Annotated in this window: 14 protein-coding genes; 3 read left to right on the top strand and 11 right to left on the bottom strand. The window is 69.9% G+C overall.

What is annotated here, in order from left to right:
• Positions 1-50: 50 nt before the first annotated feature.
• From EY822_RS10325 to EY822_RS10315, 3 genes are read left to right on the top strand one after another with little or no spacing between them, the layout of a single operon-like run.
• A complete protein-coding gene (locus tag EY822_RS10325; protein ID WP_150308183.1) occupies positions 51-869 on the top strand; it encodes a sugar phosphate isomerase/epimerase family protein in 819 nt (272 codons plus the stop codon).
• Entirely contained in the window at positions 866-2110 is a 1245-nt protein-coding gene (locus tag EY822_RS10320) for a Gfo/Idh/MocA family protein (RefSeq protein ID WP_227497199.1), read from the top strand. Before EY822_RS10325 ends, EY822_RS10320 begins: the two co-directional genes overlap by 4 nt.
• Entirely contained in the window at positions 2107-2898 is a 792-nt protein-coding gene (locus tag EY822_RS10315; protein WP_227497198.1) for a VOC family protein, read from the top strand. The genes EY822_RS10320 and EY822_RS10315 overlap by 4 nt, the downstream gene beginning before the upstream one ends.
• Positions 2899-2924: 26 nt before the next feature.
• Here EY822_RS10315 and manD read toward each other — a convergent pair whose 3' ends face one another.
• The 11 genes from manD to EY822_RS10260 all read right to left on the bottom strand — a co-directional run bounded on the left by manD (position 2925) and on the right by EY822_RS10260 (position 14689).
• Complete coding sequence (manD, locus tag EY822_RS10310) at positions 2925-4163, bottom strand: D-mannonate dehydratase ManD (RefSeq protein WP_150308181.1); 1239 nt, start codon at positions 4161-4163, stop codon at positions 2925-2927.
• Entirely contained in the window at positions 4160-5650 is a 1491-nt protein-coding gene (locus EY822_RS10305) for a mannitol dehydrogenase family protein (RefSeq protein WP_227497197.1), read from the bottom strand. The genes manD and EY822_RS10305 overlap by 4 nt, the downstream gene beginning before the upstream one ends.
• Positions 5647-7047, bottom strand: coding sequence for a glucuronate isomerase (uxaC, locus tag EY822_RS10300; protein ID WP_150308180.1), 1401 nt, complete (start codon positions 7045-7047; stop codon positions 5647-5649). Before uxaC ends, EY822_RS10305 begins: the two co-directional genes overlap by 4 nt.
• 150 nt (positions 7048-7197) lie before the next feature.
• Positions 7198-8268 carry a LacI family DNA-binding transcriptional regulator gene (locus tag EY822_RS10295; RefSeq protein ID WP_150308179.1) on the bottom strand — a complete coding sequence of 357 codons (1071 nt, stop codon included), beginning with the start codon at positions 8266-8268 and terminating at the stop codon, positions 7198-7200.
• 93 nt (positions 8269-8361) lie between these two features.
• Positions 8362-9528, bottom strand: coding sequence for a Gfo/Idh/MocA family protein (locus tag EY822_RS10290; protein ID WP_150308178.1), 1167 nt, complete (start codon positions 9526-9528; stop codon positions 8362-8364).
• Positions 9525-10565, bottom strand: a complete 1041-nt coding sequence (locus EY822_RS10285; RefSeq protein ID WP_150308177.1) for a Gfo/Idh/MocA family protein — start codon at positions 10563-10565, stop codon at positions 9525-9527. The genes EY822_RS10290 and EY822_RS10285 overlap by 4 nt, the downstream gene beginning before the upstream one ends.
• Positions 10562-11410, bottom strand: coding sequence for a sugar phosphate isomerase/epimerase family protein (locus EY822_RS10280; RefSeq protein ID WP_150308176.1), 849 nt, complete (start codon positions 11408-11410; stop codon positions 10562-10564). Before EY822_RS10280 ends, EY822_RS10285 begins: the two co-directional genes overlap by 4 nt.
• A gap of 308 nt (positions 11411-11718) precedes the next feature.
• Positions 11719-12045: a putative quinol monooxygenase gene (locus EY822_RS10275; RefSeq protein ID WP_150308175.1), complete on the bottom strand. Its 327-nt coding sequence runs from the start codon at positions 12043-12045 to the stop codon at positions 11719-11721.
• A gap of 150 nt (positions 12046-12195) precedes the next feature.
• Positions 12196-12726, bottom strand: coding sequence for a gluconokinase (locus EY822_RS10270; protein WP_227497196.1), 531 nt, complete (start codon positions 12724-12726; stop codon positions 12196-12198).
• 302 nt (positions 12727-13028) lie between these two features.
• Complete coding sequence (locus EY822_RS10265) at positions 13029-14021, bottom strand: sugar kinase (protein WP_227497195.1); 993 nt, start codon at positions 14019-14021, stop codon at positions 13029-13031.
• Positions 14021-14689 (bottom strand): bifunctional 4-hydroxy-2-oxoglutarate aldolase/2-dehydro-3-deoxy-phosphogluconate aldolase, encoded by a 669-nt coding sequence (locus tag EY822_RS10260; RefSeq protein ID WP_150308174.1) that lies wholly within the window; start codon positions 14687-14689, stop codon positions 14021-14023. Before EY822_RS10260 ends, EY822_RS10265 begins: the two co-directional genes overlap by 1 nt.
• Positions 14690-14724: the final 35 nt, after the last annotated feature.

Below are 14724 nucleotides of genomic sequence, written 5' to 3'. Positions count from 1 at the left end.
CTGCGTCGCGCACCCCGACCGCTCGACGACGACATCAGGAGGACGCGCGTATGGCGTTCAACATCGGCTTCAGCACGCTCGCGTGCCCCGACTACGACCTCGACGGCATCATCTCCCTCGCCACGCGGAGCGGGTACACCGGCATCGAGCTCCGTTTCGTCCGCGGCGAGGTGGACCTGCCGACGCTCGAGGAGTTCTCCCCCGCCCGTCTTGCGGAGACGCGCGCCCGCTTCACCGATGCGGGACTCTCCGTCGTCTGCGTCGACACCAGCGTGCGGCAGAGCTCGCTGGACGAATCCGCTCGGGAGGCGGAGCGCGCGAACGCCCGCGCCAACGTGCGCATCGCCGCGGGGCTCGGCGCGCCGTTCATCCGGGTGTTCGGGGGCCCGATCGCCCCCGAGGACGACCGCGAGCGCGTGCTCGACGCGATCGCCGCGGGGCTCGGCGCGGTGGCCGAGGAGTCCGCCGCCGAGGGCGTCACCACACTGCTCGAGTCGCACGACGACTTCTCGACGTCGGAGAGCATCCTCGACCTCTTCGCGCGCGGGGCGGGCGACGCGCTGCAGGTGCTGTGGGACACGCTGCACACCTACCGACACGGCGAGTCGCCCGACTACACCTGGTCGAAGCTCGGCGACCGGATCCGGCACGTGCACATGAAGGACTCGAATGCAGCGAATGCCGACGGCTTCGACTTCGCTCTGGCGGGCGAGGGAACGGTGCCGTTGCTCGACATTCTCGGCGTGCTGCAGCGCAACGGCTACGCCGGCTTCGTGCACTTCGAGTGGGAGAAGGCCTGGCACCCCGAGATCGAGGACGCCGAGATCGCGGTGCCGCACTTCGCCCGCTACCTCGCCGACGCGATGTGAGCACCCTCGGAGGGTCGTCGGACGCGGCGCGCGGAAGCACCGTGCGCGTCGGCTTCATCGGGTCGGGGTTCTCCGCCGCCCTGCATGCGGAGGCGCTCCGACGCACGACCGGCCCTCGCGTGGAGTTCGTCGCGGTGGCCGGCATCCGGCGCGACCGCGCGGAGCGATTCGCCTCCGAGCACTCCGTGCCGACCGTCTACGCGGACTATCGCGAACTGCTCGCGGATCCCGGCATCGACGTGGTGTGCGTGTGCGTGCCGAATGCGTCCCACGCGCCCATCGCGATCGAGGCGGCACGTGCCGGCAAGTCGGTGATCTGCGAGAAACCGCTGACCGGGGCCTTCGGGTCGAGCGACCTCACCGGGTCGGCCCGGGCGCGCGCGGAGCGGGACCGGGCTCTCGCGTCCGCCGCCGAGATCGCGGCGGCGGTCGAGCAGGCGGGCGTGCACTTCCTGTACGCGGAGAACTGGGTGTACGCGCCGGCGATGGCGAAGACGAAGCGCCTGCTGGCCGCGTCGCGGGGCAGGATCCTCGACCTGCGCGCCGAGGAGAGCCACAGCGGATCGCACGCGCCCCGGTCGAGGCGCCGGGACACGGCGGGTGGGGGTGCCCTCCTCATGCTGGGATCCCACGCGATCGGTGCGGCGCTGCACCTCAAGCGCTTCGAGGCCGCCGAGTTCGGTTCGTCGCCGGTCTCCGTCGTCTCGGTGACGGCCGACACGGCCAGGCTGCACGAGTCCGCCGCCTCCCGTGCGGGCGGACACGACTGGCTCGTCTCCGACTGGCACGACGTGGAGACCTGGGCGAACGTCGTGCTCGCCTTCAGCGACGGCACGCGGGCCGTGATCACCGCATCCTTCGCCATGCTCGGTGGCGTGCGCAACACCTTCGAGGTGTACACCACGAACGGCGCCTACCACGCCAACATGACGCCGAGCAACGCCCTCCTCGCCTACACCCCGGACAGCGCCGCCTTCGGCGACGAGTACCTGCACGAGAAGATCGAGAGCCGCACCGGCTGGATCTCCGCCTCGCCCGACGAGGACTGGCTGCGCGGGTACCCGCAGGAGATGCAGGACTTCGTCGAGTGCGTCGCCACCGGTCGCCGGCCGCTCGCCGACCTCGAGCTCGCCACCGATGTCATCGACGTCATCTACGCCGCCTACTCGTCGGCCGAGGAGGGCAGGCGGATCCACCTCGAGCCCCGCAGCATCCCCGACCCGGAAGGACCGTCCCCGTGATCCACGAGCTCAACCATTTCGGCATCGTCGTTCGCGACCTCACCGCGTCGCTCGACTTCTATCGCGGCGTCCTCGGAGCCCGCATCGTGTTCGAGGGCGTGATTCCCGCCACCGGCACGTCGGTGGTCTACCTGCAGTTGCACGGCGGGATGATCGAGCTGCTGTACCGCCCCGACCCGCCGGAGGAGGAGACGTTCGGCATCACCCACCTGGCGTTCTCCACCGACGATCTCGACCGTGACTTCGCGTCCCTTCTCGACTTCGGCTGCGCTCCGCTCGTGGAGCCCCGGGTCGCGGGCACGGGGGTCGGCCGGCTCGCCTTCCTGTCCGATCCCAACGGGGCGCGGGTGGAGCTGCTCGAACGCGATCTGCACATGCGGGTCGAGCCGTTCGAGCATCCTCTGGTGGCCGCATTCGACCACTACGCGCTGGTGGCGAACGATTTCGCGACGGCCAAACGCTTCTACCGCGAGCTGCTCGGGCTGTCCGACGTGACCGAGATCGTCCGGGACGACGGCCTCACCCTCACCTACCTGGCGTGCGACTACGACGTGCTCGAACTGCAGCACCGCGCAACGCCGATCCCCGGCCCGATCTTCCCGCATTTCGGGCTCCGGGTGCACGACCTGGACGATGCGCTCGCGGCGTTCGCGGCCGTCGGGGTCACCCCGGAGCGCGGCACGCCCCGTGCGCTCGACGTGGGCGAGGGGCGGTTCGGCATCGTGCGGGATCCCGACGGCGTGGAGGTCGAGCTGCTCGAGCGGCCCGACCTCCACGACCTCCGGTAGGCGCTTCTACCCGTCGTGCACGGCTATCACCAGTCGTGCACGGTTCCGTCGGCGAGGCGGTTGTAGGGCAGGTACGCCTTCGCGTACGGGTACTTGCCCGCCTCGTCCACGTTGAGTTCGACGCCGATGCCCGGCTTCGATCCGGGGTGCAGCATGCCGTTCTCCCAGGTGAACGACTGCTCGAACACCGCGTTCGTCTTGTCGCCGTGCGCCATGTACTCCTGGATGCCGAAGTTGTGGATGGCGAGCCCGAGGTGCATCGCCGCCGCCATGCCCACCGGGGAGATGTCGGTCGGCCCATGCATGCCCGACTTGATCTGGTACTGCGCCGCGTAGTCCAGCACCTTGCGCAGGTGGCTGATGCCGCCGGTGTGCGTCACAGCGCTCCGCACGTAGTCGATCAGCTGCTCGCGGATGATCTGCTGGTAGTCCCACACGGTGTTGAAGATCTCGCCGATCGCGAGCGGAGTGGTGGTGTGCTGGCGCACCAGCCGCAGCGCCTCGGGGTTCTCGGCCGGCGTGCAGTCCTCGAGCCAGAACAGGTCGTAGGGTTCGAGCGACTTGCCGAGCGTGGCGGCCTGGATGGGCGTCATCCGGTGGTGACCGTCGTGCAGCAGCGGGATCTCGGGCCCGAACTCGTTGCGCACGGCCTCGAACACCGTCGGCACGTGCCGGAGGTAGCTGCGCGTGTCCCAGTCCTCCTCGTTGGGGAGCGCGCCGCGCTGCGCCGGCTCGTGGTCGTACCGCACGCCGGTGTTGCCCTCGAAGGTCGCGTTCGACGCGATGCCGTAGATCGACTTGAGGCCCGGGACGCCCGTCTGGATCCGGATCGCCTTGTAGCCCGCCTCCTGGTGCTCCCGCACGCTGTCGAACAGTTCCTCGAGCGTCTTGCCCGACGCGTGGCCGTAGGCGAGGAGGCCCGTGCGGGAGGCGCCGCCGAGCAGCTGGTACAGCGGCATCCCGGCGGCCTTGGCCTTGATGTCCCAGAGCGCCACGTCGACGGCGGCGATCGCTGCCATGGTGACCGGTCCGCGGCGCCAGTACGCGCTGCGGTAGAGGAACTGCCAGGTGTCCTCGATGTTGTGGGCGTCCCGCCCGATCAGGAGCGGCACCACGTGCTCGGTGAGGTAGCTCACCACGGCGAGCTCGCGGCCGTTCAGGGTGGCGTCGCCGAGCCCGGTGAGGCCGTCGTCCGTCGTCAGTTTCAGGGTGACGAAGTTGCGGTCGGGGCTGGTGACGATTACCTCGGCGGAATCGATGATCACGGGGTGGTCTCCTTCGGTTGTTTCTCGTCGGGGGCGGCGAAGTCGGCGACCGCGGCGGTCACCAGGGTCAGGAAGTCGGCATCCTCGGCGAGGGCCGGGTCGATGAGTTCCAGCAGGGCACGATCGACGGTCTCGTCGGGCGAGTCGAGTGCCGCGCGGACGGCGACCGACTCGGCGTCGGGCAGATCCCTGCCGGTGCGGAGGAGGGCGATCCACGCACCGATCGCCCTGGCGCACGCGGCGGCGCTCCGCCCCGCGGTGCGCTCGGCTCGGGCGACGGGGGCGAAGCGTACGCGCAGCTTGGTCACGCCCTCCGCGCCGATCTGCAGGAGCCGATGCTCGATGCGGGCGTTGTCGAAGCGGTCGAGGAGCGCGGCGCGGTAGTCGTCGAGGTCGAGTCCCGTCGTCGGCAGGTGTCGCACGGCCTCGTCCCACAACTCGTTCACCCACGCCCGGCAGACCGGGTCCGCCACCGCCGCCGCGACCGTGTCATGGCCGCGAAGCGTTCCGGCGTAGGCGAGCAGGCTGTGCGATCCGTTCAGGAGCCACAGTTTGCGCCGCTCGAACGGTTCGATGTCATCGACGACGCGGGCGCCGGCATCCTCCCAGTTCGGCCGTCCGGCAGGGAACGCCCCGCTCAGCACCCAGTCGGTGAACGGCTCCGTCACGACCGGAGCGGCGTCCAGCCAGCCGGTGAGCTCCGTGACCGTGCGGATGTCCGCATCGGTGGTCTTCGGGGTGATGCGGTCGACGGACGTGGACACGAACGACACGTTCTCGGCGATCCAGCGTTCGGCATCCGGGCTGGTGAGCGCGGCGAGCCCGAGTACGCCGGACCGCACGAACGGTCCGTTGTCGGGGATGTTGTCGCAGGAAACGACGGCGAGCGGCCCCGCTCCTGCACGTCTGCGGGCCTCGAGGCCGAGGAGGAGGCGACCGAGGACCGTGCGCGGTCCTCCGCCCGGCCGGGAGTCCGCGCCCCCGAGGTCGGACGCCGCGTCCGAGAACACCGCACGCAACGCCTCGATGTCGGCGATCACCGCGTCGTCCGACGCGTTCGGTTCTCCGTCCGCCGTGAGCCGATACCCCGGCTCCGTCACGGTGAGGGTGACGAGCGCGGTGGGCGGTGCCGCCAGCAGGTCGACGAGGCGATCGAGGCGGGCCCCGTCGTACGCCTCGACGATGCTCGTCACGATCTCGACCCGGTCGGCCGTGGCGCTCCGCTCGACGAGGGTGAACAGGCCGTCCTGCGGGGCGAGTTCATCGGCGGCCGTCGCGCTGCGCCCCGTGAAGGCGGCGATGCCCCACTCGTTGTCGGGATCGACCCGTCCCGTGAACCAGGCCTGGTGCGCGCGGGCGAATGCGCCGAGGCCGAGGTGCACGATGCGCACGGGTGCCTTCGGCACGTCTCGTCCGTCGCGCTCCGCGAGGCCGGCCCGGGTGAGGCGGATCGGTGCGTCACCGGGCGGCGGGGTCGCCGAGCTCACAGCTTGAACGCCTTCCGGGGCACGCTGTCGACGAGGTCCACGATGATGCGTTCGGCCTGCGCCTCGGAGGCGCGACCCTCGCGCACGAGCCGGGCGAGGAAGGCCGCGTCGAGCCGACGCGCCATGTCATGCCGAGCGGGAATGGAGAGGAACGCTCTTGTATCGTCGATGAACCCGGAACCGCGGTAGAAGCCCGCCGTCTCGGTGACCGCGGAGCGGAACCGCTGGATGGCATCGGGGGCGTCGAGGAACCACCACGGCGCACCGACGAACACGCTCGGGTAGAAGCCCGCGAGCGGCGCCACCTCGCGGGAGAAGACGGTCTCGTCGACGGTGAAGAGGATGAGGTGCAGGTTCTTCTCGAGCCCGTAGCGCTCCAGAAGCGGACGCAGGTTGTTCGTGTACTCCGTGTTCATCGGGATGTCATGCCCGGTGTCCGGGCCGAGCCGCTCGAAGGTGGACCGGGAGTGGTTGCGGAGCACACCGGGATGGATCGTCATCACGAGGCCGTCGTTCACGCTCATGCGAGCCATCTGCAGCAGCATGTGCCCGCTGAAGACACGCGACTCCTCGGGCGTGAGCGTTCCGCGCACCGCGCCGCGGTAGAGCTCCGCGGCGGCGGACTCGTCGAGATCGACGGTGAAGGGCTCCCGCACCCCGTGGTCGGCCGAGACGGCGCCGTTCTGCACGAAGAACGCACGCCGGTCCTCGAGCGCCCGGAGGTATCCGGCGAAGTCGTCGGTCGCCGCCCCTGCGGACTCCGTGAGACGCCCGACGTTCTCGGGGAACGCCGGCGAGGTGGGGTCGAGATAGGCGTCGGGGCGGAAGGTCGGCAGCACGCGGCCCCGGAAGCTCGGGTCTGCCGCGAGCTCGGCATGCACGGCCAGGTCGTCCATCGGATCGTCCGTGGTGGCCATGACCTCGATGCCGAAGCGGTCGAAGAGTGCACGGGGCCGGAACTCGTCCGTGGCCAGTCGGGCGGAGATGGCGTCGTAGAGGGCGTCCGCGGTCGCGTCACTCGGTTCGTCCTCGACGCCGAACAGAGTGACGAGCTCGTGCGTGAGCCAGTACCCGGACGACGTGCCGATGAAGAGGTGCCAGTTGCGGGCGAGCGCGCGCCACACCTCCCTCGGGTCGGCGGGTGCGCTGCGCCCCACGCCCAGCTCGTCGAGGTCGACGCCGGCGGCGTGCAGGAGGCGGGTCACGTAGTGGTCGTGCACGATGAACAGGTCCGCCGGATCGGCGAACGATCGATCGTCCCGAAGCAGGCTGGGCGCCACGTGCCCGTGCGGCGACAGGATGGGAAGCTCGGCAACCCGCTCGTACAGAGCTCGGGCGATGTCGCGCGTGGCGGCATCGACGGGGAACAGACGGTCTGAGTCCAACTGCAGCTTCATTGACACTCCCCTAGTTGAGCACCAGCCCGAACTATTGTCAACCGGTTGCCACACTCGCGCGGTGGGAGGGGCCGGTCGAAGGAACGCACCTTTCAGCGCGGCGCTGGACCGACCGATCCGCGGATGACGAGCTCCGTCAGGACGCACCTTTCAGCGCGGCGCTGGACCGACCGATCCGCGGATGACGAGCTCCGTGAGGATGGGTGGCTCGTCGGGCGTGCTGTACTCGGTGTCGGCGGCATCGGCGTCGATCATGTCGAGGGCGCGACGCACCGCGAGGTCGCCCGCGAGACCTAGTGGGATGCGAATGGTCGTCAACGGCGGTGAGGTGAAGTCGGATCCGAAGATGTCGTCGAAGCCCAGAATGCTGAGCTGCCCGGGCACGGCGATGCCCTGTGCGGTGGCCGCGCGCATCAGACCGATCGCCATGAGGTCGTTGTAGGCCACGACGGCGGTGACGTCCGCGGCGAGAACGCGGTCGAGCGCGTCGCGGCCTCCGTCGAGCGTGGGCGCACCCGGCCCGATCTCGACGATCGTCATTCCACGTCCCGGCGCCTGGGCGCGGAGGCTCCTCGCCCGGGCCCCGCTCATCCACGAGGTTTCGGGGCCGGCGACGAAGGCGACGGCGGTGTGCCGCAGCTCCGCGAGGTGGTTGAGCGCCTGGGCGATCCCGCGGTCCACGTCCGGTACCAGACTGCTCACGCCATCGATCATCCGGTTGATCACGACGAGCGGCTTGCGGTCGGCGAGTTCGAGGATGGCCTCATCCGACAGTCGGGTGACGACGAGGATGAGCGCGTCGACCGACGGCAGCACGCGATGCGCGGCCTCCGCCTCCCGCGCCCCGGACTCCTGCGACTCCGCCAGCACGAGGGTGTACCCGCGTTCCGCCGCGGCCCGCTCGGCACCGCGCACCGCGGTGAAGAACATGGGGTTGGTGATGTCGGCGACGAGGAGACCGATGGTGCTGGTGCGGCCCGTCGGCAGCGCACGCGCCATGGGATTGAGCCGGTAGTTGAGCTGCTTCGCCGCGGAGCGGATGCGCTGCTCGGTCTTGATGTTGATGCGCCCCGGCTGACTCAGCGCTCGTGAGACCGTAGACGGGTTCACCTCCGCCAACCGGGCGATGTCGTAGATCGTCGGAGCCGACTTCGCCCGGCGGTTCGCCCGCACGCCGGTCACCGGTGGGGTGGGCGCGTCCGGCGAATCCTCTGCCGACATGACCGTCTCCTCTCGAAACGGAGCCCCGCTCGGTGCCCCCGGTCCCACGGTAGCCGGTGGAGGCGGGGTGGCTCGGCCGGTGGCCGGTGCGGGCTATCGGCGCTCGTCGTACTTTCCCTCGGAGCGGATGCGCGAGTTGAGTTCCTCGAGGTACTCGCTCTCGTCGAAGTCGAGGGGCACCTCCCGGCCCGTCCAGCTGGACAGGTGGATGGCGTTGGCGAGGCGCACACCGCGGATGCCGTCGGAGCCGGGGGCGATCAGCGGAGTGCCGTCGAGGATGTTCGCGGCGAAGTTCTCGAGCACGCCGGCGTGCTGCGCACCCCACCGCGAGTCGAATTCGATGGTCTCCTGCGTGTAGTAGTCCGCGGAGTCGAGCTCGCCCGACGTGATCCGGCCCACGTCGCCGAGCGTCATCGACGCGCTGAGTTCGCGCTCCGGGCGGGTGAGCCGGGTGACGGTGGCCGTCTTGCTGTTCTCGACGACGATCCGGCCCTGGTCGCCGAGGATCTCGAACCGGTCAGTGCCGATGAGGTCGTGGGTGGCGGTCACGAAGACCCCGGTGACGCCGTCGCCGTAGTCGACGAGCGCGGTCACCTCATCCTCCACCGCGATGTCCCGGCGGAAGCCGTAGGCCACCTTGGCGAAGACCGACTTCGGCACGCCGCAGATCCACTGCCACAGGTCGAGCTGATGCGGGGCCTGGTTGACGAGTACGCCGCCGCCTTCGCCGCCCCAGGTGGCGCGCCACGCGCTCTGGTCGTAATAGCTCTGCGGACGCCACCAGTTGGTGATGATCCAGTTCGACCTGAGGATGTTGCCGATCTCGCCGTTGTCGACGATCTCCTTCAGTCGCACGTACAGGGGATTGTTGCGCTGGTTGAACATGATCGCGAAGGTCAGGTCCGGCTTGGTCGCGGCGAACGCGTTCAGCTCGTCGACCTGCTTCGTGTAGACACCGGCCGGCTTCTCGACGAGTGCGTGGATGTCCCGCCGGAGCGTCTCGATGCCGATCTCGGGATGCAGGAAGTGCGGCACGCAGGTGACCACGGCGTCGACGGTGCCGCTCTCCAGCATCTCGATGTAGTCGCTGAACACGGGCACGTCGGGGTACGTCTCCGCGGCGAAGGCCGTGCGGGCCGGGTCGGTCTCGGTGATGGCACCGATCACCATGTTGGGCACGAGCCCCTCGGTGATGAACTTGGCGTACATCGAGCCCTGCGTGCCGAGGCCGATGATTCCGAGGCGCACTGTGTTCGTCATGAGGCAACTTCCTGTTCGAGGGGTGTCGTCCGGCCCGCGCGGCGGGGGAAGGACTGGTCGTACACGTCCTGGATGATGTCGAGGGTCTTGTACGCCTCCGCCGGACCGATCCAGAACGGTTCGGGAGAGTCGAGCGACGCGTAGAAGTCCCGGATGAGGAGTTCGTGGGAGATGCCCCAGTAGGCCCGCCCGCCGACCGGGGCGGAGCGCTCGGGCACCACCTCGGTGCGCCCGTCCGCGTAGGTCACGGTCAGTTCGCCGCGGAGGCTCAGCGTGCCGTGTTCAGCGACGATGTCGACGGTGACCGGTGCGTTCACGGCGTTGGCGAGCGTGGCGTAGAACACGCTCTGCGCTCCGTTGCGGTGCGTGAGTGCCATCTCGGCCGTGTCCTCGACCTCGATCACGTCTCCGAGCACGTGGGTGCTGGCGCTCCCGCGCACCTCCACGACCTCGCCGACGAGCCACTGCAGCAGGTCGAGCGTGTGGATGGCCTGGTTCATGAGCAGGCCGCCGCCCCCCTCCTCCCAGGTGCCGCGCCACGGACGGTCGCGGTAGTACTCGGCGGTGCGGTGCCACATTACGGTGGCGGACCCGCCCAGCACGGTCCCGAGCTCGCCCGAGGCGAGGATGCGGGCCGCGGCTTCGACCGGGGCGTTGTACCGGTTCTGGAAGCAGATCGCGATCTTGGCCGAACCGGACTCCGCGGCGGCGATCACACGGGCGCCGTCCTCGCGCGTGGTGGCGAGCGGCTTCTCGAGCAGCACGTGGATACCGCGCTCGAGCGCGTCCACCGCCATCGTGGCGTGCCGGGAGTGCGGGGTGCACACGTGCACCACGTCCGGCCGCACGGCGTCGAACATCTCGAGGTGGTCGGCGAACCCGGGCACGCCCTGGGCCTCGGCGGCGGCGTCGCGGAACGCCGTATCGATGTCGCACACGGCGACCAGTTCGACGTCGGCCGTTCCGGCGATCGCCGCGAAGTGAATCACCGAGATGTCGCCGCAGCCGATGACCGCCACGCGCAGCGCGCCGCTCATCGGGTGACCACGTCGATCTCCGCCAGCAGTCCGGCGAATGCGCGGGCGGCCTGCCCGAACGCGGTGGGGCCGGAGAAGCCGCCGAGCGCGTGCGTCTCGTTCAGGTGGGGTTCGAGCGACGCGAATCCGGCGTACCCGTCGTCGCGGAGCGCGGTGAGGGTCTCGCGGAGCTCGCCGTCCCCCTCACCGGCGGGGACCACGTCGCCGGTCTCGGCGATCGCGTCCTTGACCTGGAGGTAGTCGAGGTACGGGCGGAGCATCGCGTAGCCGTCGGTGAAGGGCCGGACGCCCACCTGCACGAAGTTCGCGTTGTCCCAGGCGAGTCGGAGTGCCGACGATCCGACGCTCTCCACCAGGTCGAGCACGCGCTCCGGGGTGTCGCCGTAGATGTCCTTCTCGTTCTCGTGCAGGAGGGTGACCCCCTCGCGCTCCGCCTCGTCGGCGAGCAGCCGCATGCGCGTCAGCACGTCGTCGCGGACGCTCTCGACGGCCACGCCGTCGGCACGGTAGAAGGAGAAGATGCGGATGGAGGTGGACTCCAGTGCGTGGGCCACGCGGATCACCCGGCGCAGTCGCTGCACCTCGAGGTCGGCGTCGAGCGCCACGTCGACCTTGCCGATCGGCGAGGCGACCGCCGAGACCCCCATGGCGGAGTCCCGCAGGAGGGAGGCGAGGGCGGAAAGTTGGTCGTCGTCGAGGTCGACCACGTTGGTGCCCCAGGCGCTTCGAACCTCGATGTGCTGGGCGCCCAGCGCCTTCAGCACCGCCACCTGGATGGCGGGGTCGGGGTCGATTTCGTCGCCGAAGCCGGACAGGGCCCATGCAACCGGTTGCTTAGCGGTCAATAGAGTTCGCTCCTCCGGATCGTTCACGACATCGGGAACCTGCGGACGACGTGGTCCGGCTCGGCCTCGGTGTTCACTATAGGCCGCGGTCGAACGATCTGGCAACCGATTGTCAACGCACACCGGACGGGTCCCCCAAGGTCGGGCAGCCCGAAAGCCGGCGCACGTCCGACGCGCCTCAACGCCTCTGAACACTCTCGAACTGGTGAATGTGCGACGACAATCTGGAGAGGCGGAAGCGAGACGTCCTCAGCGCCTGAATACAGCGTCGGAGACAGCCGGAGCAGGCGGCAGCCGGTGCCGGACCTTCATCGGAAGGCGACCTGCGACAATTGCAACTCCTCGGGAGAACCGGCCAGCCACTCGGGAAGCCGTGCCACCGCTGCCGCCAAATACTCTGACTCCTGGTGCATGTGCAGTGCAGCCGAGTCCCGGTAGACCTCGACGAAGACGAACGTGCTCGTCTCCGTCGGGTGTCTGTTCAGGCTGAAGTGCACGGTGTCCGGTTCGTTCTCGCGAACCTTCTCCGTCAGCTGATGGGCGGCTTCGAGGAACTCCCGCTCGAAGTCGGGTTTGATCGGGATGGTGACCACCAGAGTGATGGCGCCCGCGTCATCCGATGAACGATCTTCCATGGCGAACTCCCGTTGCCAGATGCTGCTCGATTGAGTGCTTCGAATGATAGTTCCCCGGCTCGGTGGCACGGAAGATCCGATCGGTTCGTAGCCGCTGGAAGACGACTCGCCGACAACCTGCCGGTGCCGCCGGCCGGTTCGCGAGGCGCCTCAGGCGGACGAGGACAGCAGGGTGCGGAGTCCCGCGATGGCGTTCGCCGTGACCTCGGGGGGAAGCGGCGCGATGTCGACCACCACGCCCTCCTCGTCCTCATCGAGAGGCTGCAGCGTGTCGAGTTGGGAGCCGAGCAGCGTGGCCGGCATGTACTCGTGCATCCGCGGCCCGAGGCGGGACGAGAGCAGTTCCGCCGAACCATGGAGGTGCACGAAGACGGTGCCGGGGGCCGCGGCCCGCAGTCGATCGCGGTACACGCGCTTGAGCGCGGAGCAGGCGACGATGGGCGGGTAGCCCTGGTCGTCGCGGGTGGCGAGCACCGCGCCGATCGCGTCCAGCCACGGCCAGCGGTCGTCGTCATCCAGCGGATGCCCGGCGGCCATCTTCGCCTTGTTGGCCGGCGGGTGCAGGTCGTCGCCGTCGATGAACGAGGCTCCCAGCTCCTCCGCCAGGTCGAGACCGACCGTGGACTTGCCCGATCCGGACACCCCCATCACGACGATGGGAGGGATGGTGGAAGTACTCACTCGTGTCGGCTCCTCATTGCAGCGCGTGGTCGGGTTCGCCCCCTAGGGTAGCGAACGCCGCGCGGACCCCGCCCTTCGACAGGCTCAGGGACCACCCTTCGACAGGCTCAGGGACCACCTTCGACAGGCTCAGGGACCACCTTCGACAGGCTCGAGGACCACCCTTCGACAGGCTCAGGGACCGCCCTCGACGGGCCCGAGGACCGCCCTTCGACAGGCTCAGGGACCGCCCTTCGACAGGCTCAGGGACCACCCTCGACAGGCACCGGGACCACCCTTCGACAGGCTCCGGGACCGCGTCGTCAGCGGATGGTGCTGCCGACGGCGCGGTCGAGCAGGCCGAGCTCGGCTCGGGTCGGCAACGCCTCCCAGTCGCCGGACGCGCTCACGGCGAACGCGCCGAGCACCACGCCGCGGTCGAGTCGCTCGGCCACGGTCATCCCGTCGAGCACGGCCGACAGGTAGCCCGCGGTGAACGCGTCACCGGCTCCCACCGTGTCGATCACGGTCACCGGTCGCGCGGGCGCGCTCGTCGGCGCACCGTCCACCCAGGCCGTTGCACCGTCGGCGCCGCGCTTGATCACCACCTGGCCCACGCCACGCGCATGCAGGTCGTGCACGACCTCCGTCTCGTCGGCGGTTCCCGGCCCGGTTCCACTCGCCACGAGCGGGAGTTCATCGTCGGAGGCGATCAGGATGTCGGCGTGCTCGGCGATATCGCGGAGCACCGGGCGCGCGTCGTCGGACGACCACAGCTTGGAGCGGAAGTTCACGTCGAACGACACGAGCACCCCGGCCGCCCGCGCGTCGCGCACGGCGGTGAGGCAGGCGTCCGCCGCGTCTTCCGACAGCGCGGGTGTGATGCCGGTCACGTGCAGGATGCGCGGCGGGTCGGCGAGAGCGGCCGTCACATCCGCCGCGCTGATCGCGGACCCTGCGGATCCGGCGCGGTAGTACGCCACCCGGGAGATGTCGGCGATGCGGGACTCGAGGAACATCACGCCCGTCGGTCGGTCGGGATCGACGAGCGGCGACCCGAGCACCCCCTCCGCGCGCAGCGTGCGGGCGATGAACGCGCCGAACTCGTCGTCACCCACCCGCCCCAGCCAGCGGGCCCGATGGCCGAGCCGGGACAGGGCGATGGCCACGTTGCTCTCCGCTCCCCCGAGCGACATCGACATGGAGCCACCGTGCCGGAGCAGTCCCGAGGCGCGGATCGAAGCCATGGACTCGCCGAGGGTGAGAACGTCCGTTCGGGTGGATTCGCCGCCGAGCCCGGCGTCGTTCGCCCGCATCAGGAGGCGTCCGATGCCGGACGGCTGCGCTCGGCGACGCTCAGGAACTGCCGGGCGCGGGTCCGCAGGTCGTCGAGGCTGCCACCGGCGGCGGCATCGCCGATCAGCGGGCTGCCGAGTCCCACGGCCACGGCTCCGCGAGCGAAGTAGTCACCCGCGAGATCGGCGGTCACGCCCCCCACGGGGATGAAGGGGATATGCGGCAGCGGGTCGCGCACGGCGGAGAGGTAGGCCGGGCCACCGATCGACACGGGGAACAACTTGATGGCGGTGGCGCCCAGCGACATCCCCTGCAGTGCCTCGGAGGGGGTGAGAGCGCCGGCCAGGACAGGCATGCCGAGGCTCGCGCCCTCGGCGACGCTGTCGGCGATGACCGGCGTCACGATGAACGACCCACCGGCATCTCGCACCCGTCGCACGTCGTCCGCGCTGAGCACGGTCCCCGCCCCGATCGTGGCACCCGACGGCGCTCGCGCGGCCACCTGGGCGATCACGTCGAGGGCGTTCTCGGTGTTCAGGGAGACCTCAAGATAGCGGAATCCCTCGTCGAGCAGGGTCAGGGCCGTGTCGACCGTCGCGGCCGCGCTGCTGCCGCGCAGGATGGCGAGCAGCCGGGCATCGGTGAGCCCGTCGAGGAACGGGGCGGGGGTTCCGCTGGGCGAAGTCATGAAGATGTCCTGTCGTCGGTGGAGGTGGGAGCGGG

It is taken from the genome of Planctomonas psychrotolerans (genome assembly GCF_008642235.1).
Classification (GTDB): domain Bacteria; phylum Actinomycetota; class Actinomycetes; order Actinomycetales; family Microbacteriaceae; genus Planctomonas; species Planctomonas psychrotolerans.
Note: the sequence above shows the minus strand (reverse complement) of the source record. Positions and strands in the feature narration are given on the sequence as shown.